This window comes from Yoonia sp. SDW83-1 (assembly GCF_046762885.1).
In the GTDB taxonomy this organism is placed as follows: domain Bacteria; phylum Pseudomonadota; class Alphaproteobacteria; order Rhodobacterales; family Rhodobacteraceae; genus Yoonia.
Window position 1 is genome coordinate 157306 of sequence record NZ_JBKQXO010000007.1, and the last position, 23855, is coordinate 181160.

Consider the following 23855-nt stretch of genomic DNA (forward strand, 5'->3'; position numbering starts at 1 on the left):
CCGCGCATTGGGAGAGACGGTCATGGGTGCCGCTCGCAGCATGGATCAGGCGTAGCATTCACTGGCCGAGAGACTTTCCTGCCGTTCAGGATTGCCTTTGGCGATTCTTGTGCTCCAGAATATCTAGAGTTTTGCCTCAAATTCCAAGAGCTTGCGTGTGTTATAGAATGGTGTCGACCGGATCAAGCTGACCGGGTAGTCTTCGTCGTTTACAAAGCGTGAGGGGCTGAATCCCTCTTCCAGTTTGCGCAACTTCTGAAATGCGTACCGAGCATGTTCATCATCACCAGAGGCCGTGTTCAAGGCCAGTGCAAAGCGATGTGCCGCCCGGAACTCGGGTCGCAATATCGAAGATGCCTGGCCATGAATGCGCGCTTCATCTAGTTTACCGCAGAAGGCGGCAGCAAAAGCTTTTTGAAAATCCAGCCAGTATTGCAGGAAAGTGCCCCGCGCCAAGACCTGCCCGCGGCAGCTGGTGTGATAGGACTCATCATATTGCCCGCAATACAGTTGCACATGTCCCAGCACCCACCAAGCCATGGCGTTGGCGGGGTTGGCCCGGACGGCTGTGCGTGCAAGATGGCCCGCCAATTGCGGATCGCGGTCAAAGACCAACGCACAATTTGCCGCCACCGTCAGCACCTGACTGTTTTCGCCTTCTGTTTCCAAGGCGAGGGCGATGGTTTGTTCGGCCGAACTGGCCATTTCATCACGTGCGGCAAACCCTTCGATAAAGGAAATCGTGTTGATCTGGGCAAGCCAGGCCTGATAGACCCCGCGCTGCCTGCGTTCATAGGCGGCTTCGAGCATGGCCTCGGCGTTCTGGGCTTCATCCGCGCGCAGCAGGAAAACTTTCTGCATTGCCAGAAGTGCCAGTACGTTGGCATCGGGGTCAAAATCGTTTGAGACCCTGTCCATCAGGAAGGCCCGAAAGATACGCCCGGCAATTATGGTACTGAATGCCAGAATTTCGGGCGGCGTCGATTCAAACGTTGGGGCAGTCGCTGTGGGGTGGATGTCGGACCAAAGCACCTTGCCGTCTGCCACGGTCTGTAGCGCGGCACGGATTGCAAAACCGCCACTGGTAGGCGCAAAGCACTGAATTTCGATAACTAGCGCGTCCGGGTGCGTGGCAGGGGGTGCGCTTGTGTGGACGTCAAAATCGGCCTGTTCACGCAGGTTTCGTTTGACGGCCTCGGCGGTAATCTCCTCGATAAACCCAATTTCACCCTGTCCTGCGTTTTGCAGGTTCAAGATGATCTGGCGCATCTTTGCATTGTCTTTCCGCTTGATCGTGTCGGGTGTGCCAAGACCCGCGCCAGTGTCAGATGTGTACCCGGCATTTGCGCGCAGACTGACCAGCCACAGGTCAAATTCATCGTCACGCACATCCAGCCCTTCGAAAAGCTCTGCGTTCTTGTCCAGCCCGGCAGGTTTTGCGTTTACAGTGATACGGGACTGATCCAGCCAAACGGCATTTCGGCTGGCTTGCAGCGTATCTTTGGCCGGGCCGAAACTGCGTCTAATCTCACATAGCGCCTGTCGCAGGCTGCCAGCCCCCTGTTCGGGTCCGCGGTCGCTCCAGAGTTTGTCCTGAAGCCATGCGCGGGTCCGCCCGCCGGTATCCGATGTGACCAGAAGGGCGAGTACGGCCTGCGTTTTGCGCCCCTTGGGCGTGACATCGCGGCCCTTGGGATCAAGAACGTGAAACTGACCGCAAATGTGAAATCTAAGATCGGGAACAGGACCTGCACATGCCATCTTACCACCAAACACCTCTAAAATGAATTTCCACAAGCTACGCCATGGCTGTATTGCCTGACAAGAAAAACAACTTCTCCGCGAATTTACCGTGAAAAAATAGAGTTCTTTGGGGTGCAAGCTTGCGTCCGCACCACCTGATAAGGAAGCCTTGAAGCATCAAAGTAGTGGATAACGAGGTGGCGAAATGGCGATGCGTTGGGGAATTGGTGCGGGACAGGGGTCTGGTCAAGGGTCGGGGCAGGGGTCTGGCCAGGGGTCGGGACAAGGGTCTGGTCAGGGATCAGGCCGGGCGGCCCATGCCGGATCCGAAAGTTCGACACAGCTGAATTTTGCGCTGGCCATGATGGGTGAGGCTGTCACCTCCATCTGGCAAGAAAACGCCGCATATCGCCCCAATGTTCCCAAGCCACCGGCTGACAGTCTGGATTATCTGGGCAGCGAACGCCGCCAGATCGTGTTGTTTGCAGAGTTGGCCAGACACATCCGTGTTGCGGGATGCCGTGACCAAGCAACGCTGTACCTGGGCAAAGACGCCTTGGCGCAGATCAGCGCGCCAGACATCGATCTGCTTGGTGCACAGGTCACCTATCTGCAAAGCTACAGCGATCTGCGGGCCGACCGGATTGGCGAGATCAATCAGCAGATTGATGATCTGCTCTCGTTCTTTGGTGCTGTCGCATTGATGAACAATGGCGAACGCGAAAAGACAATGGAACTGCTCGCGGTCACGCAAAGCTTTGCCATTATGTCGGAGATGACGGCGAAACATATCTGCTGGACCCCGCGCCCGATCACACTGGAGCCGCGGATTTTTCCGATTATCCAGACCCCGGACCATTCGTCATTTCCATCCGGTCACGCGTTTGAGGCCTTTGCCATGGCCACGGTGCTGGATCGGTTGATTACAGGTCAGCAGGCGGCGCATGTTGGTGCGGTGAAGGGTATCCGCGACCAGCGTTTGCCATTCAAGGTGGCGCACCGCATTGCGGTCAATCGCACGGTGGCGGGCGTACATTTTCCCGTAGACAATGCCGCAGGTGCCATTCTGGGCGTTGCCTTGGGTGAGGCGCTGATCGCGCTTGCCGGGGTAGGTCAGCCGCTTGATCTGGGTTCATTTACGCCGGGGGAAGGGTGGTTCACAGTTGCTGATAGTCCTGATTTTTTGCTTTCCGGGTTTTACACCGAGTTCTTGGAGCACAAGACCGCCAAGGACGTCACAGAATGCCTTGTTGCAGACCTGTGGCGCAAGCAGTTCCACACAGCCACCGAGGAATGGTCATGAAGTGGTCGCCGTGGCAGTCAAAGTCAGTGGAGGTTTGGGACCCCAAGGTCCAGTCCCCCTATCTGAACTGGTGGCTTTTGGTGGATGCAGATCAGTATGAGGTGATGCCAGATCAGAGGTTGGAAGAATTTGTGTTCGGTCCGTCTGACCCCGTGCGCAAAATTGCCGGTCGTTTCCCCAATATTCCGGGCATTGGTGACCGTGTGCCGCTGCGACCACGGTTTAGAAACGATGCATTTGAGGAAGGGGACTGCTGGCTTCCATCACCAGATCAGCTTCGCACCGACCCGCCGCCGCCTGACACGGTGATCACGGTGGTGATCGATGAAGGGATCAGCCTGTCGCATCGGGCGCTTCTTGACGGAGGCAAGACGCGTGTACTGGCGGCATGGCAGCAGAATGCGACGTCTTTGCAGGCCGATCAGAAGTATCTGCCCTTTGGCCGAGAGCTCTATGCACAGGATATCAACGATCTGTTGCAGTGCCATGACACCGGTATTGCCATTGACCAAGAGGCGTTCAACCGCGCCGCTGACCTTGTTGATATGGTCAACTTTGACGGGGCGCGTGCGCTGGCACATCGCGCCGCGCACGGCACGTTTGTGGCTGATATCGCGGCAGGCGGCACATGCTCTGCCATGATGGTGGTGAACATGCCGAACCGCGCGCTTGTTGGTCTGTCGGGTACATTTCTGGAGTATTTTGCGGTACTCGGCATGCTGCGCATGATCGACCTTGCCGACGTGCTCTGGAAGCAACTGCCCGCCGAGCAGAAAGGGGACGGACCGAAAGGGTATCCTATGGTGATCAACCTGTCCTACTCCAAACTCGCCGGTGCCCGCGATGCGTCAACCGGGATTGCGCAGTTGATCGACAGCATAAATGTTGACCGGAAGTGCGCGGGCAAGTCGAAAGTGTACTTCGTCTATCCCGCTGGAAACGACAACCTGACCGAAGGGGTGGGTAGGTTCACGCTGGAACCAGGTCAGGTGCGGACTTTCCACTTGGATGTCCCGCCTGAGGATCAGTCGTCAAGCTATGTTGAGATATGGTCAAAAGAGCTGGAAGAAAAAGCGGTGCCAGATCCGAAACCCGCACCGCTTGCGATTGATATTGCACTGTGCGGTCAGGACTTGCCTGACACATGTTCTGATGTGCCTGAAAATGGAGGATATCGTGATCTGATCACGCCTTTGGACGAGACTGTGGCAAGGATTTATAGCAACGTACCTGAGCTTGGCGGCCATGTTGATCCTAGTAAAATGCCCGTCGCGCGGAGCCACGGGAACCAAAAACAGGCTGCCCCACTTGGTGAAATTCCACGCCAGCGTTATACGCTGGCCATGCGTCCAACCTTGATCAACGTCATGCCGAGCACACCCGTGCCCTCGGGACGCTGTGCAATTCGCCTAAAGAATGTTTCCGACAGTTACATCAAGGTGAATGTGGCCGTGCAAAGCGACCAATCCTACCTGCCGACAGGTGCAACCGGATTGCGCCCAAGCTTGCGCGACTTGCACTACGAACGGCACGATGAGCGGGGTGAGATGATCGACAGCTATGCGACAGACGAACCTATCGATAGCAGCGAATTGCCCGAAGACCTTGATCGGCCGTCGGGAATGAGCCCGGACCGCTATGTTTTCCGACATGGAACGATCAATGCAGTCGCAGCCAGCGTGCTACAACAGCGCCGTCCCGATAATGGCAGTCGGTCCATCATGGTGGCAACAAGCCATCGTGCCACTGACGGCCAGCCCTGGATTCATGCCTCAACCGGTGCTGTATTCGACCATGTAACCAGCCCCTGCGATATCGCACTCCAACCCAACCTGTCCTATCCGACCGAGGATGGCGCTGTGACCCGTGGGATCCTTGCGGCAGGCAGCGCAGACGGGTCCGCGGTGGCCTTTTCCGGCACCAGTTTCGCGGCAGCACAGGCGACACGGGAAATTGCGGCCTATTTGCAGTGCGCGACGGACCCGGGGTCCTTCGAAACAGATGCGATCAGGATGGTTGAAAACAACCGCGGGCATTCTTACGGGACCAAAATCGCGCCGCTCAAATCTGGCAAGGGTCGCAAATGTCGGCAGGACGCTGGCCGGCGGATCGATCGCCACAAATAGGTCCTCGTCAGCATTGGATGATTTGCACTCGCCGCGCGGTGTCTTCGCCTTTGGTTTCAAACTCGCCAATGCCAAAGGCGATCAGGCGCAGCCCATGTGTTTTCATCAACGTCTGAGCGGCTGCCTCCGGGTCGGGCAGGTCCCCCGCATCAAGGAAGTAGCTGGTGATCAGACGCCCGACCATTTCGGCGCGTCGTTCTGATATGATCTGATTGGCGTGCGGCGGCCCCGACGCGCTGGCGCTACCCAGCAGCAATAACGTGGTGCTGTCGCCCTGCGCATGTCGCGACGCGACCAGTTGGCGGATGTCACCAAAGGGCAGGGAGCCCGCGACGAACTGATCCGTTGTGTTTTCCGCGAACTGCACCGCGGCCATGGCATCGTCTGACCTTTTCATGCATTTGGCGACTTCGCGTGCTGCTTGCCGCTGCGTCGGGCCCAGTATTTCCAACACTGCGTCGGTCAGGGTATCGACCTGTGGTTCGGTGCTACTGCCGTTCTCGGGCATGCTGACGTTAAAGTTGACCGTCCACTGCCGATGATGCAGATCGCGGACGAAAGCATAGTCGTTTGTGTATTGATGTTCATGTTTCTGCGCTTGGCTGACCAGGACATTCACGTCTGGTATGTGGGCGGCAGCACTGCCAAACCAGGTTTGCAGTTTCGCGGCGGCCTCGGACCAAGACACAGCGGGCGCATCGGGGTATTGGATGGCGATTTCCATTGGTGCTGATCTGGAGATTTCGTTGATGTGGCTGCGTTTAATCAGAACGCGGCGACTTGGATCATCCGCATCGGCCAGATAGGCCCAGGGGCCAAAATCACCAAGATAGTAGTAGGGCTTTGATATGAACGGTGCATAGAGGTCGGAATCTGTTGCCAGCGGCTCCAGATAACCCATCGCGGTACGTTCACGTGCGACAGCGGTCACATGGATCAGCGGATAGTCGTTAGCCAAGCTGATCCAAATCTCACAGATCCGGTTTTGGACGACAGCGATCACCGGTAATTGACGATGTGAGTCGCAGTCGAGTGACCACTCCAGAATGGTGACATTTAACTGCACAGGTTCTGGAAGCGGTTTGCTATGCACAGCCGATCCGTCTTCCGCCCACATCCTTTTATTCTTGATATGGTTCCATGCGACCGCATTCGACAATGCAATTCCCAAAAACGCCATGACGACCAATAAGCGCAAGGCTTTTGGCCAGCCCGGACCAGCCGCCTTGGTGACCTGAAACGCCCGGACAAAACGTTTGGATTGTTTTTCGTACTTCTTCCGAAGTGCATCAATGCGTGCCTCAATGCTGGCAATGCGGTCCTCAAGTACCAGCCTGGCCTCTTCATCGGCTTTTTCGTGCAACACTGCGAGGTCTGTGCGCGCATCGCTCTCACCGCTGCCCGACATGCCTGCCCAGGCCGTTTTGCCACGCGCGAGCGACCAAGCCGCGCCGTAGCCAAGATAGGCGGTCGCGTACCAACCGGCGGCATGGATAGGGAGTTTGTTGAAAAATAGCCATGCCACGGTTCGCGCAACCATCATCGCAATTATAATGATGAGGCCAGCAAGCACGCTTAGATAAATCAACGTCCCAATGTGACTAATTCCAGAGGCAATAACATCAAAACCAATCAGGCCGACACTCAACGGGATGTCGAGACTGCGCATCTTGATATATTCGAGCAAACAAAGTGCTGCCGTTGTGATCGACCCACCGGCGACCAGCTTTAACGTGAATCCACCTTCTGACATCACGACCTCCTATGTGACCAGTTTCAGCAGCCGGTTCAAAAGCTTGATAAGATCGTTGGCCGCACCCAATGCCTTGGCGATTTTGGCGATTTGGGCCTTGGCTGCCTTGGCCGCAACGGTGATGTTTGTCAGCTCGGCAATCGGCCCCTTCAACGACCGCTGGAGGCGCAGCCGATCCCGTGCCTGTTGAATGGCTGCCATTGCGTCGGCGACCCGATAGGACTGATCAAGAAACGCTGCGCGCCCCGTGAAATCACCGCTTTTGCGCAGTGTCTCGGCATGCATCTGCAACGCTATGATGACCTGTGCCGCGGTATTGCTAAGTGATCGGATGTTGCCGTGGGCAAGGTTCATGTCCTGGTTTGTCAGTGTTGGCATCTCATGCCCCTTCCTTTGAAAGCGCGCGCAGCGCCTTGATCTGTTCGAATGTGGTCAGCCATTCATCGGCCGTCGGGTCGTCGAGCCGCGCAAGGATATCCCCGTGGGCATTACGCAAGAGCCAAAGCCGATTGACCGGGTCATTGGCCGCAAAGGTCTGCAATGCGCGGTGAGCATCCCGAGCTTCCTTGATCGCCGCGCGGTACCCGTCTTGCGTGCCATCAGTGCGGGCCAGCTCAAGCGCGCGGATCGCGTCGCGGAACCGTGTGTAGGGATTGGGCGCGGGATTGAGCGTGACATTGGCCCAAGCCGCGATCCCGTCGGTGATATCTGCAATGACCGGGTCTGCCCGGCGCATCACATTGCGCAGTTGGCGGGCTCGATACTGTTCAACCCCAAACTGCAGCGCTCCGAAAACAGCTGGCCCCCGATCAGCCGCCCTCTGGGCTGCGTTGGCAAAGGCCGGTGCTGTGCCGATCTCGGTGGCGCTGACAAGGGTGGCTTGCAACGCGCTGGTGGCGGTCGCAACCTCGGCCGTGGTTTCGGCTGCTGCCAATTCCGCCAGTGCCGCCCAATAGGCATCCATGGCGGTAATTGCGGACTGCACCTGCGCTGCATTGATTGTCTCGCTATCTGCCAAACTGTCGTCGGCGTAGCTGTCCAGCGTACAATCCGCCATGCTGCGCCCTGTCGTGCGGGCAAATTGTGGATCGCAGATGCCCGATTGCCCGACAACGGGTGCGCGTTGCGCAATCAGTTGTTCCTCGGCTGCTGTAAACTCTGCCTTGGCGATGGGCGCCACGACCGACGAAAGCGCGGCGGCGCTTTCGTCAAACACGGCATTTACCTGTGTCAGCTCACTGGTGACATCGGGTGCGGCGCAACTGCACAGCACCAAAACAGTGGCAGGGTATGAAAGCCCTCTCATGACAAAATCTCGCCCTCGGGTGCGGTCACTGCCACAATCTGGTCTTGGGCCCCGGGCGAGATGGAGTAGCCGGTGACAAACAGGACGACCGTCAGTATGACGCCCTGGATTTCGGTTGGGATGCCGCTGGGCAAGCGTTCATGCAGGACGAATGTCTCAAGTCCCCAAATCAGAAGTGTGGCAAGGGCGACGGCGATGGTAGTGCCCTTGACCTTGCGTGTCGTTGCGGAGGTAAGCATGCGGTACATGTGATGTCCTTTCTGTTGGTTCGGTGAAAGGAGCATCCCAAGTCGTCGTGAAAGCCCGGTGAGACCAGCGTGAAGGAAGCGTTAATTCAGAACAGGGGTGCACATGCTGCGTGATGTGGTCACCAAGTTGAGGTGCCTGGGAAAGCTGGACTCCGACCAACACCCCAACCCGAAACGTTATCCCCGAGAAAATGGTATATAGATGATCGTCGAGGCGCAGGGCGTTCGTGACAGTTTCGAACCGTCCCCGTGCCGGCCAGAATGACGCCCATCAACAACCGGAATGGCAATACGCGCTGCGTTGCAACAACATAGTTGCGGCGGCTGTGAGCAAATGCTGCCTCAGCGAACTCGTGAAATCCAAGGTCGGGTTTGTCCCGCAAATTAGCCATCGAGCCAGAAACATAACCTACACTCATGGCGAGTTTCTCAACCCACCGCAAGCCGCCTTAACCCACCAAATGCCCGACAAAAGGTCCGACGCTTTGCCGACGCAAATCCGACGTGATGCTGACAGCGGTTTTGTCAGGAAATGCAGGCGTTAGCCTTTGATTCGCGCGGTGCGGTCGTTGCGACCGTACGGTGGGGGTGACGCAACACCCTCAGCGCATCCAGAAACCCGCTGCCTTGATCTTGTTTCTTAACGCCTTTTCCTTGCGCGGCAGATTGGTCTGATCAAACAGCGCCCGCACTTTCCGCCCGCGCCCCTGATAGATCATGCGCTTGAACGGCTCATATTGCTTGAGCCATTTCTTGATCTTGTTGGGTGCCGCCACGGCCTCCAGCGTATCAATCACATGATCACTCTCGCGGGCATAAAACAGCGGTAATACCCTGTAATGGCACGTTATTTCGCCGTCTAATCCGTCCAGTTCCGGCCCGGGCCGCCCGCCGCCCAACGCATGGATCACCAGCGGCAGCACCACCTGATCCAGCCAGGGATCGAGCGGTTGGATGACCAGTTCCTCCGGCGGATTGTCCCGCACTGAAACCGCGTATTCGGTGAACAATCTTCTGAATTCCGCAGGGTCCGGGCCAAGAAACCAACCGGCGTTGAAATACAGATATCTCTCCCAGTATTCATCGGGTTGCGACAGATCAAGCGAGCTATCGAAATCCAAGGCAAACCGGTCGTACAGCGACTTCCAGATCGCGGTATATCCCGGCCAATAAAGCTCCTCCACCGGCCATGTGCCTTCGCGTTTCATCGACGCGGTTGGCCGCGAAAAGTCGCATTGCAGGCGGCTCAGATCGCCTGTCACAATGGTATCTGTATCAAAGAAAACAAAGGGTTGGCCGGCGGGCAGGGCCTTGAGCGCTTCGATCTTGTTGCCATGGGGATAGCTGTCGCCGAAATGGTCTGAGGCAAACGGCACAACCGTTGCCCCCAGATCGGACAGCACCGATTTGATGTTATCCGACATGCGCGGATCGCGCGCCCATTTCGGCCCCGGCTGCGGTTCGGCAACAAAAAGCTGGCCCGCGAAATCCGGACTATTGGCCCGCAGCGATGCCGCAAAAAGCACGGCTTCATATTGCACCCGACCGCCCTGACCGACGATCAGAATGTTGAACGGTTCTGCCATATTGCCTTTGTCTCGTGTTAACTTATCCTGCTGTAGCGTTGGCCCGGTTGCGTGACAACCGCTGATCAGGCTGACACTGTGCCGCGTTGCGTCACAAAGCGGGGACAGGGCGCGCGGGCAAATGACAGATGCAGATTTTGATTTTCAGCGGATTTTTCAGCTGACAACGGCACCACACGCTGTGCTGGATGCGGATTTTCGGATTCTGCTGGTGAATGACGCTTATTGCGCCAGCGTCGGGGTGGGGCGCGAGACCCTGATCGGCGCCCATCTGCTAGAGCTGTTTCCAGGAGATGAAGAGCGTCAAGCGCTTGTTTCAAATGCCTTTCTGACGGCCCTGTCAGGGCAGGTCGCCTCGCTCAAAGAGTTGCACTATGCCATCAGCGACCCAACGGATCCTGCCGCCCCGAAACAGGACATGTGGTGGACGCTGGATTGTATACCCATGCCGCCCCACCCGACCCATGGGCCGGTTTTTCTGGTCAGGGTCGAAAATGTCACCGAAGAGGTACAAGCACGCGGCAAGCGCGATCTATTCGCCTCGGAACTGCAGCACCGGATCGGCAATGTCCTGACGCTCGTGCAGATTATCGCCCGCAAGACGGCCCAATCCTCCGAAGATCTGAACGCTTTTCGTGCGACTTACGAAAGCCGGATCAGGGCATTGGGCAAGACCCATGCCTTTTTGTCTGGCACCAATTGGGACGGGATGACCGTGCGCCAAGTGCTTGAGCAGCAAATACAATCCGAACTGATTGACCGCGTCGATGCGATCCAGATCAGCGGACCGGACTGGCGCATGTCAGTTCTGCATGCCCAGACCTTTGCCATGGCGGTCCATGAACTGATTTCGAACGCGATGGAACATGGCGCGCTTGCCACCGCGACGGGCAAGGTCGAGATCACATGGGACCGTCCGCAGGATGGCAGCCACAATTTTGTCTGGAAAGAGAGCGGTGTTTCAGGTTTGGTCGCACCTGATGAAACAGGTTTTGGGATGCAGATGCTGACCAAGCTTTTGCCCGGGCAGTTGGGCGGCAAGGCTGTCTGCGCCTTCACGCCGACGGGATTTCACTACATGCTGGTGGTGCCGGAGGATGTCATCGTTCCGGTGGGCCAGTAAGGCGCGGTTTCGGCTGCATAAATGGGGGGAGAGTTATGCCAAAGGGCTATGTTATCGGTCATATAACGGTGGAAAATCCGGAAGCTTATCAAGAGTATATCCGCCGCGATACGCCAATGATCGCGGCCTATGGCGGCCGGCCCATCGTCCGTGGCGGCACAGGCGAAGTGGCGGAAGGGCCGGATTTTGCCCGGCATGTGGTGTTCGAGTTTCCGGACTACGAAAGCGCCAAGGCTCTTTATTATTCGCCGGAATATCAGGAGGTTGCCAAGATCAGGCGCGAGAATGCGACCAGTATGATCGTGCTGGTCGAAGGGGTTTAGGGCATCACTATGACAGCTGACTAGGTGCTCACGTCTTGGCCTGGTTGGCGACCGCGTCGAGTTGTGGCCGCAACCCGTCGAGGTTGTAGCCGGCAGCGGCGGTAGCGGCCAGAATCTGATCGGCTGACATTTGATCCGCGACACCAAGCGACCAGACAATCGAACTCCTTGTGCCGGAGGCACAATAGGCCAGCACCGGCCCATCGGATTTGGCCATCGCCGCCTTCTGTGCGCTCACCATATCCATATTCAGGGTCTGGTGCGTCACCGGGATGCATACAAACGCCAATCCCGCTGATTTGGCCGCAGCCTCAATCGCGACGGCCTGATGGCTTGGCGGAACCTCGGCATCGGGTCGGTTGCAGATGATGGTTCGATATCCTGCATCGGCAATCGCAGGCACATCATCCACCTCGATCTGGGGTGACACGGCGTAGGTCGGGCTGAGCGGTCTGATTTCCATGGCGGCGTTCTAGACCGCCACGGGCTGCTGGTCCAGCCGGGTTCGTATGGCAGGGGCCATCGCCATGCCTGCCAGCATCGCAAGCAGGAACAAGATCCCGCCAATCCCGCCATAGCTCAGCGATGCGATAGCTGGGCCAGGGCACAGCCCTGCAAGTCCCCAGCCCATGCCGAAAAGGGCCGAGCCGAGTACCAGATTGCGTCCCAACCGCGGTTCCGGCGGTGCTGGAAAGCTTTCCGCGAGGACGGGCTTGCGTCCGTTGGTGAAACGCCATGCGATTGCCATCGGAATGATTGCGCCGCCCATCACAAAGGCCAGTGTGGGATCCCAATTGCCGAAGACATCCAGCCAACCTTGCACTTTGGTTGTGTCTGTCATGCCCGATATCAGCAGGCCGGCGCCGAAGGTTGCGCCGACGATAAATGAAATCAGTACGCGCATCAGATGATCCCCCAGACATGTTTGAACAGCACCATGGTCAGACCGCCAGCGCCGATATAGAAGGCGGTCGCAACAATCCCCCGTAGCGAAAGACGCGAGATGCCGCAGACGCCATGCCCGGATGTGCAGCCATTGGCCAGTCTGGTTCCAACGCCCACAAGCAGACCGGCGGCGATGATAACAACCCAATTTCCGGTGAGGTGTGTTTCCCCTTCGCCGGTAAACAGGATGATTGCAGCAGGCGCCGCAATGAGGCCCGCAATCAATGCCGCCCGTTCGACCCAATCGGCGCGACCGGACCCATCAACAAGGCCGCCGATAATGCCGGATGCACCCATGATCCTGCCGTTCACCAGCAGAAAGATGGACGCAGCTATTCCGATGAGCACGCCACCGGCGAGGCCCAGTATCCATTCCGTTTGCATGTTTTCCCTTGTTTTTCTGAGGCCTAGAGCCTGTTGATTGGCACCTTGAAGTAACTTTGGCCATTGTCTTCGGGTGGCGGCAATTGCCCCGCACGCATGTTGGTTTGCAGCGATGGCAGGATCAGCCGCGGCATGCCTAGCCCCGCATCACGTTCGTTACGCATTGCGACGAATTCTTCCATCGGGCGGCCTGCGCCGATATGGACGTTGAGCGCCTTCTGCTCACCAACGGTCGTTTCCCAAGCGAATTTATCGCGCCCCGGCGCCTTGTAGTCGTGACCGACAAAGACCCTTGTCTCATCCGGCAGCGCCAGAATCTTTTGGATTGAGGCATAGAGATCCTCGGCCGAGCCGCCGGGGAAATCGCACCGCGCCGTCCCAAAGTCAGGCATGAAGAGCGTGTCGCCCACAAATGCCGCGTCGCCGATCACGTAGGTCAGGCAGGCCGGAGTATGGCCCGGTGTGTGCAGAACGTCGGCACGCATTTGTCCGATGTGAAAGCTGTCGCCTTCCTTGAACAAGGCATCAAATTGTGACCCGTCACGCTGAAATTCGGTCCCTTCGTTGAAGACTTTGCCAAACGTGTCCTGCACGATAGTGATATTGGCCCCAATCCCGATCTTGCCGCCTAGATGTTCCTGCAGGTAGGGCGCAGCTGACAGATGGTCCGCGTGCACATGGCTTTCCAGGATCCATGCGACCTGCAGGTTCTCTGCCTTGACCCAAGCAATAACCTCGTCAGCGGAGCTGGTATCGGTGCGCCCCGACGCCTGATCATAGTCCAACACGCTGTCTATAATGGCACATGCGCGCCCCTCGGGTTCGCGTACCACATAGGACACGGTGTTGGTTGCATTATCAAAGAACGCTCTTACATGGGGTGTCATTGCGAATCTCCTTTGATACAAAGATAGCGTATGAATTATACATTTCAATATTGGAATGTTTAAAGCGTCAGAAAGATAGTGATGACTGAACAACTGGAGACATTGGCCGATCCAATGGACGCCGCCGCCGCAGAAGCGGCAGATATGCTCAAGGCCCTTTCAAATGCTGGCCGGCTGCGCATTCTCTGCGCGTTAGTGCCCGGTGATTTGTCGGTAGGCGAGTTGGAGAAGGCTCTTGGTGCCAGCCAGTCATATGTGTCAGGTCAATTGTTGCGCTTGCGCAGCGAAGGTTTGGTGAGTTGCGAACGCCAGGGCCGCAGTATGCGCTACAGCCTTGCCGATCCGCGTGTTCGCCCGATCCTTGAACGGATTTACGAGATATTCTGCCCCGAGATGTAAGGCGCAAGTTCGTTCCGGGCGACTTGCCTGCGATGTACTGCGTCGGGACCGTCGGCCAACCGCAACGTCCGCAGGTGGGTCCATTGCCGCGCCAGTGTCGTGTCTTGTGAGACCCCTGCAGCCCCGTGCATCTGAATGGCCATGTCGGTGACGTTAAGCGCGACGCGTGGCGCGATTACCTTGATCTGGCTGATCCATGGCGCCGCTGCCCTTTTATCCCCCTGATCCATCATCCACGCCGCTTTGAGACAGAGGAGACGGGCCTGTTCGATGTCCATCCGTGCCTCTGCGATCAGATCGAAGTTTTCCCCAAGCTGTGCCAGTGGTTTACCAAAGGCCTGCCGCGCAATTGACCGGCGGCACATCGCCGCGAGCGCGCTTTCGGCCTGGCCGATGGCGCGCATGCAGTGGTGAATCCGGCCGGGCCCAAGGCGTCCTTGTGCGATTTCGAAACCCGCCCCTTCGCCGACCAGCAGGTTTTCGGCTGGCACGCGCACGTTGTCATAGCGGAAATGCATGTGCCCGTGGGGTGCGTCATCGTGGCCGTACACCTCCATCGCGCGGACTTTCTGGATGCCGGGTGTATCAGCGGGCACCACGATCATGGAATGCTGCCGGTGTTTGGGGCCGTCATGGGCGGTGCGCACCATGACGATATGGACGGCGCAGCGCGGGTCGCCTGCGCCGGTGGCCCACCATTTTTCGCCGTTGAGCACGTAATGGTCGTCGTCGCGTTCGCAGCGCATGGCGATATTGGTGGCGTCGGAACTGGCGACATCGGGTTCGGTCATCAGGTAGGCGGACCGGATTGTGCCGTCCATCAGCGGTTTCAGCCATTGTTCTTTCATGGCGTCGGTGCCGTAGCGGGCGAACACCTCCATGTTGCCGGTGTCGGGGGCGTTGCAATTGAATACCTCTGCCCCGAGATGGCATTTGCCCATTTCCTCGGCCAGATAGGCGTATTCGACGGTGTTGAGTTGGGGGCCGTCCTGGAATGTGTCCCAGAAGTTCCAGAGGCCCCGATCACGGGCCTTTTGTTTCAATCCTTCGAGGATTTCGGTCTGCCGGGGTGTATAGGTCCAACGGTCGCCGATTTCGACTTCGGCCAGGAATTCCGCGTCCAAGGGGGCGATTTCATCGCTGACCATTGTCTTGACGGCGGCCAGTACCGGTTTCAGCCGTTCGGTTTGCCCCAGATCCATACTCTGCTCCCTCTTGATGTGGGGTCATCGTGCATTGGTGCGCCCGAGTGTCAATCGAAGGGTTGTGTTATTCGGGTGCGTCGTTCCAAATGCCGTCATGGAAGAAGCAGCAATTGGTCTGGGCATGTCGCATGGTGCGCTTGGTGCGTATCTGGAAGATGCCGTTGCGGGGTTTGCGGCACTGGGGGCCGTGACCAAGTTTGGCACTGGTCAATCGAACCCGACCTACAAGCTGGAGGCCGAAAGCGGGACCTATGTGTTGCGCAGCAAGCCGCCGGGCAAGCTGTTGCCGTCGGCCCATGCGGTTGACCGCGAATATCGTGTGATGAAGGCGCTGGCGGGCACCGATGTGCCGGTTCCCGAGATGCTGCATCTGGCGGATGAGGCGGTATCCCCCAGCGGTCGCGCCTTTTTTGTGATGCGTTTTCTACCGGGGCGTATTTTCTGGGATCCGGCATTGCCTGAGGCGGGTCAGGCTGATCGGACTGCGATTTACGACGCGATGAATGCGGCATTAGCTGCCTTGCATGATGTGGATGTGGGTGCGGTGGGTCTGTCGGATTATGGCAAGCCCGGCAATTATTTTGCCCGGCAGCTTGATCGGTGGAGCAAGCAGTATCTGGCGTCGGTTGATACGCCTGATCCGATGATGGTTGCGATCATGGATTGGCTGGCCGCGGAGATGCCAGCGGATGACGGGCAGGTGTCGCTGGTGCATGGCGACTGGCGGCTGGACAACATCATGTTTGCGGCAGAGAGCCCTGTTATTGCGGGGGTTTTGGATTGGGAATTATCGACATTGGGGCATCCGATGGCCGATCTCGCCTATCAGTGCATGCAGTGGCGGTTGCCCAATCAGGGGGATATGCGCGGGCTTGCTGGCGTTGATCGCGCGGCCTTGGGGATTCCGTCAGAGGCGGATTATGTCGCTGATTATGCCCGCAGGCGCGGGTTGGGTGACGTGAAAGACTGGCCATTTTATCTGGTCTTTGCCTTTTTCCGGCTGGCATCGATTTTGGCCGGGGTTGCGGCGCGGGCCGCTGCGGGCAATGCATCGAACCCGGAAATGGCGCGCAAGTATGGTGCAGCCGTTCCAGCGCTTGCCGCGATGGCGACAGGTGTGATGCGCGAAGGCCGCTAGCTGAGCCAAACGCCGATGACAACAGCCATCAGCCCAATGGTCGAGGCGAAAAGCGCTCCGAGATTAATCGGAAGGATGCGCCCGATCTGCGCGCGCAATTCCTCATCACTCAGCCCCGCATTCTTGGCGCGCCGTACCGCGATCATCGTGTAGATGATGCCGAAAAAACCGAGCACAGTTAACGCCGTGCCGCCCCATACGACATATTCCATAATCACCCTCCGGCCTTTTGCGCAGCGTTATCGTGCCATGGATGGCTTCGCAAGGGTTGCAGGTATCCGGTGCTGCGGCTAGGGAAGGGGCGTCTGCGAGGAGAGCATTGATGAACGATTCAGTCACTGACACTACATCCACTGTCGCCGCGCAGGAGCTGCGTCAGTTTATTGAGCGTTTTGAACGGCTTGATGCCGAAAAGAAAGATATTGCGGACGCACAGAAGGAAGTTATGGCAGAAGCCAAGGGGCGCGGTTACGACACCAAGGTCCTGCGCAAGGTCATTGCGATCCGCAAGCGAGACGCCAATGATCTGGCAGAGGAAGAGGCTGTGCTGGACATGTATAAATCGGCGCTGGGCATGTAGCCCTTAGTCAAAGGGCAGCAGCAGTTTCACCCCGTGCATGCTGGCGATCTTTGCCACGTCGGCGTCATACATTTCGGTCATTTGTTCCAAGAGCGCCGGATCCAATTCGGGCTGGTTGATTTCATCCTCAACCTGATCGTCCAGCGCGTGGGTTTCCCAGATTTCTGCAATCATTTCATGCATATCCGCAGCGGATTGCGGCGGCTGAGACTGCAGTTTGGTGTGCAAAAGCTGCATGCCATCGCGCGAGATGATGGTTGCCAGCATATCGAGGCCGCCTACGATCGGTGTGTCAGGGTTCACGCCTGATATCTCTCGCATGATCTGTTCCCACAAGAGCGGCGCGTCTTCGTTGCACCAGACGGTCAGCGCCACATCCGGCGCGTCCTCTCTGATCCGGCGGATCATGTCGGACCACTGAATCTCCGTGGCGCGCATGATGCCCAGATATTCGTCGATTGTCTTGGCGTTGGATCGCAGAAATGTTTCTTGCAGAAAGGTCGCGGGATTTCGAATGCCCATAAACAGGGTGATGTCGTCCTTGGGGAACAATTGCCGCAACGCCCGCGCCTTGGGCCCAGCCTGGCTGTAAAGCAATCCATGATCGAAGATGCGTGGCGGGATGCAGATGAAGTTGCCGTTGCTCAGAACAACCCGGCCGATATTGTCGTTTTCAACAATTGTATCAAGCAGGATGTTGCGCGTGTCGTCGGCAGGTTTTGCCCCTTTGAGCGCCGCAATGGTTTCACGGATCAGCTTGCGATATCTACCCGGGCCGGGCACGGCGATTTGTTCTTTCAGAAAAACATCGGCGTTTTTGAGAAGTGATTTGATAAGCCGGTCTTCGTCTGTGCAGTTTGCGCCGATGTGAAATGCAATCTGCATTGCGTGATGCTGCCCCTGTTCGATCCGCGTCACATCATCATAGTTGGATTTCTGGACAGTTAAACTGCTTTCGGATAACCGGGATTTAAGATGTCCGAGCAAACTAGTCAGATATTTGCAGCCAATGCAAAAAGAGTGCGTTTTGACCCGTGGTCAGTGGGCGCGTTGATGATTGCAGTGCTGGTTCTGATACCAATCATTGCGGTGATTTGGTTTGCGTTGACGCCGACCGAGAATATCTGGCCGCATCTGATGCGCACCACCTTGCCGCGTTATCTGGGAAATACCGTGTTTTTGATGCTGTGGGTGGGTTTACTGACCGCCATGGTGGGTACTGGTGCGGCATGGTTGGTCGTGATGTACCGCTTTCCCGGTCGCAACCTGCTGCAATGGGCGTTGTTGATGCCGCTGGCGGTTCCGGCCTATGTCGGCGCATACGCTCTGGTCGATTTTCTGGAGTTCGCTGGTCCTGTGCAGACGGCGCTGCGTGATCTGACCGGTTGGCAGACCTCTCGTGATTACTGGTTTCCGGCGATCCGGACCCGCGAGGCGGCGGTTATTGTGCTGACTGCCGCGCTTTATCCATATGTCTATATTCTTGCCCGTGCAGCGTTTCGCGAGCAATCCGGGGCTGCCTATGAGGTTGCTCGAGCGTTGGGCGCTGGACCGTTTGCCCGTTTCTGGCGTGTCGGATTGCCCCTTGCGCGCCCGGCGATTGCAGCAGGTGTTGCTGTTGTCATGATGGAGACAGTCAATGACTTCGGTACCGTCGACTATTTCGCGGTGCAAACGCTGACCACGGGTATCTTTTCGGTCTGGTTGCAGGGGGGCAATCTGGGGGGTGCGGCCCAACTGGCCACATGTGTTTTGGCGCTGATTGTCTTTTTGGTGACCTTGGAAAAACTGAGCCGCCGTAAGAGCCGATTTTTCGGATCGGCCCGGGGCCAACGCCCGGTAGAGCCAACCACATTGCCGCGTAAATGGGGGCTGGTCGCGATGGTGCTTTGCGCCGTTCCGGTGATTGTAGGGTTTCTGCTGCCAATTGGTGTGCTGATGACGCATGCCTTTGATGCAGCACAGTGGATCGCGCCCGGATTGCGCCGCGCAGTGTGGAACACGGTTTTTGTTGGTGGGGTCGCCGCAGTGCTGACGGTGCTCGGTGGTGTTTTTATGGTGTATGGTGTGCGTTTGTCGCGACGCAGATTGCCCCGCTTGCTGATGCCGGTGACGGCCATCGGTTATGCCGCGCCAGGAGCGGTGCTGGGGCTTGGTATTCTTGTACCCCTTGCGGCAACGGACAATTTTGTCGCTGACGGCATCGTCCGGCTCGGGTTTTCCGATCCGGGGTTGATCATGACCGGCAGCGCCGCTGCGTTGATCCTCGCCTACATCGTTCGTTTCTTTGCTATTGCGCAAGGCACTGCCGATGCCGCCCTGGGCCGTGTTGCGCCAAGCCTGCCAATGGCCGCGCGGTCATTGGGGCGCTCCGCAGGAGGTACATTGCGCGCGGTTCATTTACCGCTGGTCCGCGCCTCTGTCGGGTCCGCACTGCTGCTGGTATTTGTTGATTGTGTGAAAGAACTGCCTGCGACACTTCTGTTGCGACCGTTCAACTATGATACCTTGGCCACCCGCGTTCATGCCAAAGCGTCGTTGGAAAACATTGCAGAGGCGGCGCCTGCCGCGATTGCGATTGTACTGGTCGGGCTGTGTGCCGTGGCGCTTTTGGCACGGACGAGCAGGTAGGATTGATAGCGACCCCAATCGTTTGCGCCTGCCAAATGGATAGGCCATCCTGCGCGAAAACCGGGAAGTATTTCATGATACATCGCCTATTAATCACTGGTGCGGCCCTGATCCTTGGGACACGGGTGATTGCAGATGCAATCCCTGCGCCGGTGACTGACGATGATTTCGTTCCCATCCGCGCGGAGGAGGCCCGTCTGGGCCAGTTGCTGTTCTACGACCCGATCTTGTCAGGCAATCGCGAGGTGTCATGTGCGACCTGCCATCATCCTGCCTTTGGCACCAGCGATGGCTTATCACTGGGTATTGGTGACGGGGGTCTTGGCCTGGGGCCGGACCGGGTGGTGAACTCCGAAAATCCGCCTGAGCAGCGGATCCCGCGCAACGCCCCCGCCTTGTTCAATCTGGGGGCCAAGGAATTCACTGTGTTGTTTCATGACGGCCGGATCGAGGTTGATCCGGATCTGCCCGGTGGTCTGCGGACCCCGCTTGATGCCGATATGGTCCCCGGCTTTGCCTCGCTTTTGTCGGCGCAGACCATGTTCCCCGTCCTGAGCGCCGATGAAATGGCAGGCCATTATAGCGAAAATGATGTGGCACAGGCCGTGCGCCGTGGTGTTATCACTGGCGAGGGTGGTGCCTGGGATATTATATCCAGAAGGGTCGCGGGGATTCCGGCCTACGCGGATGAGTTTGTCACCGTCTATGGTCACATAGGAGCGCCTGATGATATTGCGTTTACCGATATCTCGAACGCTATTGCGGCTTTCATGGCGTTTGAATGGCGATCAGACAATGCACCGTTTGATGCTGTTTTGAGGGGGGAGGGGCCCCTGCCGGAACCAGCTGCTATGGGCATGGACCTGTTTTATGGAAAGGCAGGTTGTGCGACCTGTCACAGCGGCCCGTTTTTAACCGATCATCAGTTTCACGCCATGGGAACACCACAGATTGGGCCGGGTAAAGCGGCCCGGTTCGAGGATCATTCCCGCGATGAGGGCCGCTTTCGGGTGACGGGTGATCCGGCGGATCTTTATGCATTTCGCACGCCATCCCTGCGGAATGTTGCGTTGACAGGACCCTATGGTCACGCTGGTGCCCATTCGGAACTGCGCGCCTTTGTTGAGGCGCATCTTGACCCGGTGGCCGGATTGCAGAGCTACGACTTGAGGTTGGCGGTTTTGCCCCGGATGCCTGTCGATGATGCGCGCGGGCTGGCTGACAGTGATGCCATTGCAGCGGCTGTTTCAGTGGGGCCATTGCGGTTGACGGATGAAGAGGTCACTGCCTTGATCGCGTTTCTGGATGCGCTCACCGATCCGGCCGCACTGGAGGGGCGTCTGGGTGTGCCTGATACAGTACCAAGCGGGTTGCCAGTGGATCGCCCCCGCTAACGGCTGAAGGTTAGGGCCGTGTTGGCCATACCCTGATAAGTGTCTTTGGACCCATCGGGCCACCTGATCTGGATTGCGACGCTGGGCGCATCACCGATGCCGAAATGCAGAGGCTGGGCTTTGCCACCGGCATGCCCGCCACCCACGGTGACCTGTTGCGTTTGTGTGATCATGCCCGCGCGAACGGTCACTGTGGTCCCAACTGCGTTACGGTTACCGCCGGATTGCTCCAATGCGATGGTCAGCCAATTCCCGGTGTCAGGGCTGATGTTGCGATACAACTCCATCGGCGCGCGTCGATTAACAACGACCAGATCAAGCCGTCCGTCGTTGTCAAAGTCGGCCAGGGCCGCGCCGCGTGACCTGTCGGTTGTGGCGATGTCGGCGGATTCTGCTGCTTCAACAAAGGTGCCATCGTCGTTTTGCATCAAGAGGTTATTGGGGTCTTTCATCGCAAGCCCTGGCATCTGATCGACATTGCCTTTGGCGATGAAAAGATCGGGCCTGCTGTCATTGTCGATGTCACCGAACTCCGCATGCCAGCCTGTCGATGGCCGTCCATCCCCGCCAGTATGGGGGCGTTGCGCATAGGTTCCGATGCTGAAGGGGGCGGCCTGATAGGTTCCATCGGATTGTGCGATTTGAATCAACTGGTCCCCCATTGAGGTCAGCATCACCTCGTCCCTGCCATCACCGGTCAAGTCCCGACTGGCAATGCCCATGCCCCAGAGCGACACGTTCTGCCACCCATCGTCTGCGCCGAGAAAACGTTCTTCGGTGATGTCCCACATCTGCTCATACCCGCCGCGCACGTAATAGTGACGATCATTAGAGATGCGCAAAGTGGGTCGTCCACGCGCGTCATTGGCCGCGAGCATAGACAGAGGGCAGAAGCCAGGTGTGAGGGCGGAGACGGAATAGTCGCCCAAGCCGGGGCGCAAAAAGTAGTTGTCGTCGCAGGCCTCGAATGGACCGTCGGGGTTTGAGCGGTCGACATAGTTGCCGATGGCCATGGTCAGGGCGTTACCGTCCCACCACGCGCTGAAGGCTGTGGTCCAGTCATCGCGTGGGGGCAGTTCGCTGCCGCGTGCAAAGCGGCAATCGCCTGTGCCCATCTGTAGTTCGTTCTGTCCAACCCGCATGATGAAAAGGTCAAGCGCACCATCCGCGTTAACATCCAGCGGATAGGCACCGGTGACGCCGACGATTTCGGGGAAATCTGCGCGCGCGAATGTGAAGTCACCCTGATTGATGAACAGGCTGGCCGGATTTTCGCCGCCTGCAGCAAAGATGTCGGGCAGCCTGTCGCCATTGCAATCAAAAACCGCGACGCCACCGCCCACAAAATGTTCCCAGCCGCCGCCATAGATGTGTTCTGGCAAACCGCCGGATCGGTCCTCAAACAACGGGTCGGCGCTGGCGGTAGTGGCCAGCAGCAGTGCGGGCAGGGCGCGGATCATGTGCGGGTTTCACCCAATGCGGTGTCAGTGACCGCCGCCAGAGCGAGTGCCGAGGCGCCACGCGCCCAAACCAGATCACCCCAGGCGTGCATTTCGATCCGACATGGCGTGCGCCCGTCGCTGAGGGTGAGTTCATGCATCTCGGCAAGGACCTCGTCGGCGTAGAGGTAATCGTACTGCATCCGTTCACCCGACAGAATGATCAGTTCAGGGTCAAAAAGCTGGATGACGTTTGAGAGGCCCACAGACAGGTAGCGCCCGGCCCGGCGAAATATCGTGCGGGCAGCACTGTTGCCGGATTTTGCTTGTGCGAAGAGGGCATCCAGCATGGCATTGGGGCTTTGCAGGTTGCGCGGATTGCGGTGCAACGCAGTGGCGGCTTCGCGGGCGAGGGCGTAATCTGCGAGGTAGGCTTCGAGACAGCCACGCTGACCACAGCGACACAGCGCGCCATCAAGTTGGACCTTGGTGTGGCCGAGTTCCAGACCCATGCCGCGTGCGCCCCGGAACAGGCGATTATCAAGGACCACGCCCATCCCGACGCCGTGTTCGATAGTGACTACCGCAAAATCGGACATGGATCGACCGGCCCCAAACCATAATTCGGCAAGTGTCAGTACGTTGGCGTCATTATCCACATGAAGCGGCACGCCAAAACGGGTCTGGAAACTGCAGGCCATATCGATGTCGCGACTGGCCATCAGTGGTGACCATGGAACGGTCCCGGTCTTGTGATCGACGATACCTGACATGCCGACGCCCACGGCCGAGACGTCGGCCATCGTTTTGTTTGCGGCCTGAAGCACCAAATCCATCAAGGTGCCCATCTCGACCAGCAACTCATCAAGTGTCTTGCGGGTAGGCGGCGTTGGCAGCGACGCATCGGCCAGCATCCGGCCCGCAAAGTCGGTGAGAACAGCAGAATGGGTTTCGTCAGACAGCTTAATGCCAATGACGTGGCGCCCTTCTGGGACGACTTCCAATGCGACAGGGGGGCGGCCGCGCCCCGATTCGCGCGGCAGGCCTTCGACCTCGCGCAGATGGCCGGCTGCGATCAGGTCAGCTGTCAGTGTGGTGGCAGAACCTGCACTAATCCCCAGCGCGCGGGTCACGTCAGTTCGTGCGGCACGGCCAGCGGCGCGGACATGTTCAAAGATCTGCTGGCGCAAAGGTTTGGCGTTTTCGCTCGCCGTCGGCAAAATTGGACCGCAGCCCAAACTGGCCGATGATTCGTCACCTGTGGCGCTGTCTATGTCATACATACTTCATGGCTTGAATTATTAAAGCTGCGCGAACCCCGATATCTCGGGGTAAATTGGAG

General features: G+C 58.0%; 24 protein-coding genes. 9 read left to right on the top strand and 15 right to left on the bottom strand.

Annotated elements, in window-relative coordinates:
* Nucleotides 1–123: 123 nt before the first annotated feature.
* Complete coding sequence (locus tag ACFWW4_RS11145) at nucleotides 124–1761, bottom strand: hypothetical protein (protein ID WP_411890907.1); 1638 nt, start codon at nucleotides 1759–1761, stop codon at nucleotides 124–126.
* A gap of 187 nt (nucleotides 1762–1948) precedes the next feature.
* On the opposite strand from ACFWW4_RS11145, the gene ACFWW4_RS11150 reads away from it, so the two are divergent.
* Both ACFWW4_RS11150 and ACFWW4_RS11155 read left to right on the top strand, forming a co-directional pair.
* Nucleotides 1949–3046: a phosphatase PAP2 family protein gene (locus ACFWW4_RS11150; protein ID WP_411890908.1), complete on the top strand. Its 1098-nt coding sequence runs from the start codon at nucleotides 1949–1951 to the stop codon at nucleotides 3044–3046.
* Nucleotides 3043–5172: a hypothetical protein gene (locus tag ACFWW4_RS11155; protein ID WP_411890909.1), complete on the top strand. Its 2130-nt coding sequence runs from the start codon at nucleotides 3043–3045 to the stop codon at nucleotides 5170–5172. Before ACFWW4_RS11150 ends, ACFWW4_RS11155 begins: the two co-directional genes overlap by 4 nt.
* A 7-nt stretch (nucleotides 5173–5179) precedes the next feature.
* Here ACFWW4_RS11155 and ACFWW4_RS11160 read toward each other — a convergent pair whose 3' ends face one another.
* The 5 genes from ACFWW4_RS11160 to ACFWW4_RS11180 all read right to left on the bottom strand — a co-directional run bounded on the left by ACFWW4_RS11160 (nucleotide 5180) and on the right by ACFWW4_RS11180 (nucleotide 10065).
* Nucleotides 5180–6925, bottom strand: coding sequence for a hypothetical protein (locus tag ACFWW4_RS11160; RefSeq protein WP_411890910.1), 1746 nt, complete (start codon nucleotides 6923–6925; stop codon nucleotides 5180–5182).
* Nucleotides 6926–6934: 9 nt separating this feature from the next.
* Entirely contained in the window at nucleotides 6935–7303 is a 369-nt protein-coding gene (locus ACFWW4_RS11165) for a hypothetical protein (RefSeq protein WP_411890911.1), read from the bottom strand.
* A gap of 1 nt (nucleotide 7304) precedes the next feature.
* On the bottom strand, nucleotides 7305–8231 hold the full coding sequence (locus tag ACFWW4_RS11170; RefSeq protein ID WP_411890912.1) for a hypothetical protein: 927 nt from the start codon (nucleotides 8229–8231) through the stop codon (nucleotides 7305–7307).
* Entirely contained in the window at nucleotides 8228–8479 is a 252-nt protein-coding gene (locus ACFWW4_RS11175; protein WP_411890913.1) for a hypothetical protein, read from the bottom strand. Before ACFWW4_RS11175 ends, ACFWW4_RS11170 begins: the two co-directional genes overlap by 4 nt.
* Before the next feature lie 602 nt (nucleotides 8480–9081).
* Nucleotides 9082–10065, bottom strand: coding sequence for a hypothetical protein (locus ACFWW4_RS11180; RefSeq protein WP_411890914.1), 984 nt, complete (start codon nucleotides 10063–10065; stop codon nucleotides 9082–9084).
* A gap of 121 nt (nucleotides 10066–10186) precedes the next feature.
* Between ACFWW4_RS11180 and ACFWW4_RS11185 the strand changes: the two genes are divergently transcribed.
* Both ACFWW4_RS11185 and ACFWW4_RS11190 read left to right on the top strand, forming a co-directional pair.
* The gene (locus ACFWW4_RS11185) at nucleotides 10187–11188 is read left to right on the top strand and encodes an HWE histidine kinase domain-containing protein (RefSeq protein WP_411890915.1); all 1002 of its coding nucleotides are present in this window, start codon (nucleotides 10187–10189) and stop codon (nucleotides 11186–11188) included.
* Nucleotides 11189–11223: 35 nt separating this feature from the next.
* On the top strand, nucleotides 11224–11511 hold the full coding sequence (locus ACFWW4_RS11190) for a DUF1330 domain-containing protein (protein WP_411890916.1): 288 nt from the start codon (nucleotides 11224–11226) through the stop codon (nucleotides 11509–11511).
* Between the two features lie 28 nt (nucleotides 11512–11539).
* Here ACFWW4_RS11190 and ACFWW4_RS11195 read toward each other — a convergent pair whose 3' ends face one another.
* From ACFWW4_RS11195 to ACFWW4_RS11210, 4 genes are read right to left on the bottom strand one after another with little or no spacing between them, the layout of a single operon-like run.
* Complete coding sequence (locus ACFWW4_RS11195; protein ID WP_411890917.1) at nucleotides 11540–11974, bottom strand: TIGR01244 family sulfur transferase; 435 nt, start codon at nucleotides 11972–11974, stop codon at nucleotides 11540–11542.
* Between the two features lie 9 nt (nucleotides 11975–11983).
* Nucleotides 11984–12415 carry a DUF6691 family protein gene (locus ACFWW4_RS11200; protein ID WP_411890918.1) on the bottom strand — a complete coding sequence of 144 codons (432 nt, stop codon included), beginning with the start codon at nucleotides 12413–12415 and terminating at the stop codon, nucleotides 11984–11986.
* On the bottom strand, nucleotides 12415–12954 hold the full coding sequence (locus ACFWW4_RS11205; RefSeq protein ID WP_411890976.1) for a YeeE/YedE family protein: 540 nt from the start codon (nucleotides 12952–12954) through the stop codon (nucleotides 12415–12417). The genes ACFWW4_RS11200 and ACFWW4_RS11205 overlap by 1 nt, the downstream gene beginning before the upstream one ends.
* Nucleotides 12864–13727 (bottom strand): MBL fold metallo-hydrolase, encoded by an 864-nt coding sequence (locus ACFWW4_RS11210; protein WP_411890919.1) that lies wholly within the window; start codon nucleotides 13725–13727, stop codon nucleotides 12864–12866. Before ACFWW4_RS11210 ends, ACFWW4_RS11205 begins: the two co-directional genes overlap by 91 nt.
* A gap of 81 nt (nucleotides 13728–13808) precedes the next feature.
* On the opposite strand from ACFWW4_RS11210, the gene ACFWW4_RS11215 reads away from it, so the two are divergent.
* A complete protein-coding gene (locus ACFWW4_RS11215; RefSeq protein WP_393931206.1) occupies nucleotides 13809–14126 on the top strand; it encodes an ArsR/SmtB family transcription factor in 318 nt (105 codons plus the stop codon).
* Here the strand turns inward: ACFWW4_RS11215 and ACFWW4_RS11220 are convergent.
* On the bottom strand, nucleotides 14099–15328 hold the full coding sequence (locus ACFWW4_RS11220) for an acyl-CoA dehydrogenase family protein (RefSeq protein WP_411890920.1): 1230 nt from the start codon (nucleotides 15326–15328) through the stop codon (nucleotides 14099–14101). The two genes, ACFWW4_RS11215 and ACFWW4_RS11220, sit on opposite strands and share 28 nt — an antisense overlap.
* 97 nt (nucleotides 15329–15425) lie before the next feature.
* On the opposite strand from ACFWW4_RS11220, the gene ACFWW4_RS11225 reads away from it, so the two are divergent.
* On the top strand, nucleotides 15426–16469 hold the full coding sequence (locus ACFWW4_RS11225) for a phosphotransferase (RefSeq protein WP_411890921.1): 1044 nt from the start codon (nucleotides 15426–15428) through the stop codon (nucleotides 16467–16469).
* Here ACFWW4_RS11225 and ACFWW4_RS11230 read toward each other — a convergent pair.
* On the bottom strand, nucleotides 16466–16681 hold the full coding sequence (locus ACFWW4_RS11230) for a hypothetical protein (RefSeq protein ID WP_393931212.1): 216 nt from the start codon (nucleotides 16679–16681) through the stop codon (nucleotides 16466–16468). The genes ACFWW4_RS11225 and ACFWW4_RS11230 overlap by 4 nt on opposite strands.
* A 110-nt stretch (nucleotides 16682–16791) precedes the next feature.
* Here ACFWW4_RS11230 and ACFWW4_RS11235 point away from each other — a divergent pair, with 110 nt between their 5' ends.
* The gene (locus ACFWW4_RS11235; RefSeq protein WP_393931214.1) at nucleotides 16792–17049 is read left to right on the top strand and encodes a DUF2312 domain-containing protein; all 258 of its coding nucleotides are present in this window, start codon (nucleotides 16792–16794) and stop codon (nucleotides 17047–17049) included.
* Nucleotides 17050–17052: 3 nt separating this feature from the next.
* Here ACFWW4_RS11235 and ACFWW4_RS11240 read toward each other — a convergent pair whose 3' ends face one another.
* A complete protein-coding gene (locus ACFWW4_RS11240) occupies nucleotides 17053–17934 on the bottom strand; it encodes a hypothetical protein (protein WP_411890922.1) in 882 nt (293 codons plus the stop codon).
* A 90-nt stretch (nucleotides 17935–18024) separates the two neighbouring features.
* Here ACFWW4_RS11240 and ACFWW4_RS11245 point away from each other — a divergent pair, with 90 nt between their 5' ends.
* Together ACFWW4_RS11245 and ACFWW4_RS11250 are read left to right on the top strand one after the other, a co-directional pair.
* On the top strand, nucleotides 18025–19680 hold the full coding sequence (locus tag ACFWW4_RS11245) for an ABC transporter permease (RefSeq protein WP_411890923.1): 1656 nt from the start codon (nucleotides 18025–18027) through the stop codon (nucleotides 19678–19680).
* A gap of 74 nt (nucleotides 19681–19754) precedes the next feature.
* Nucleotides 19755–21074, top strand: a complete 1320-nt coding sequence (locus ACFWW4_RS11250) for a cytochrome-c peroxidase (RefSeq protein ID WP_411890924.1) — start codon at nucleotides 19755–19757, stop codon at nucleotides 21072–21074.
* Here ACFWW4_RS11250 and ACFWW4_RS11255 read toward each other — a convergent pair.
* Nucleotides 21071–22534 (bottom strand): CRTAC1 family protein, encoded by a 1464-nt coding sequence (locus tag ACFWW4_RS11255; protein WP_411890925.1) that lies wholly within the window; start codon nucleotides 22532–22534, stop codon nucleotides 21071–21073. The genes ACFWW4_RS11250 and ACFWW4_RS11255 overlap by 4 nt on opposite strands.
* The gene (locus tag ACFWW4_RS11260; RefSeq protein WP_411890926.1) at nucleotides 22531–23796 is read right to left on the bottom strand and encodes an ROK family protein; all 1266 of its coding nucleotides are present in this window, start codon (nucleotides 23794–23796) and stop codon (nucleotides 22531–22533) included. Before ACFWW4_RS11260 ends, ACFWW4_RS11255 begins: the two co-directional genes overlap by 4 nt.
* Between the last annotated feature and the right edge of the window lie 59 nt (nucleotides 23797–23855).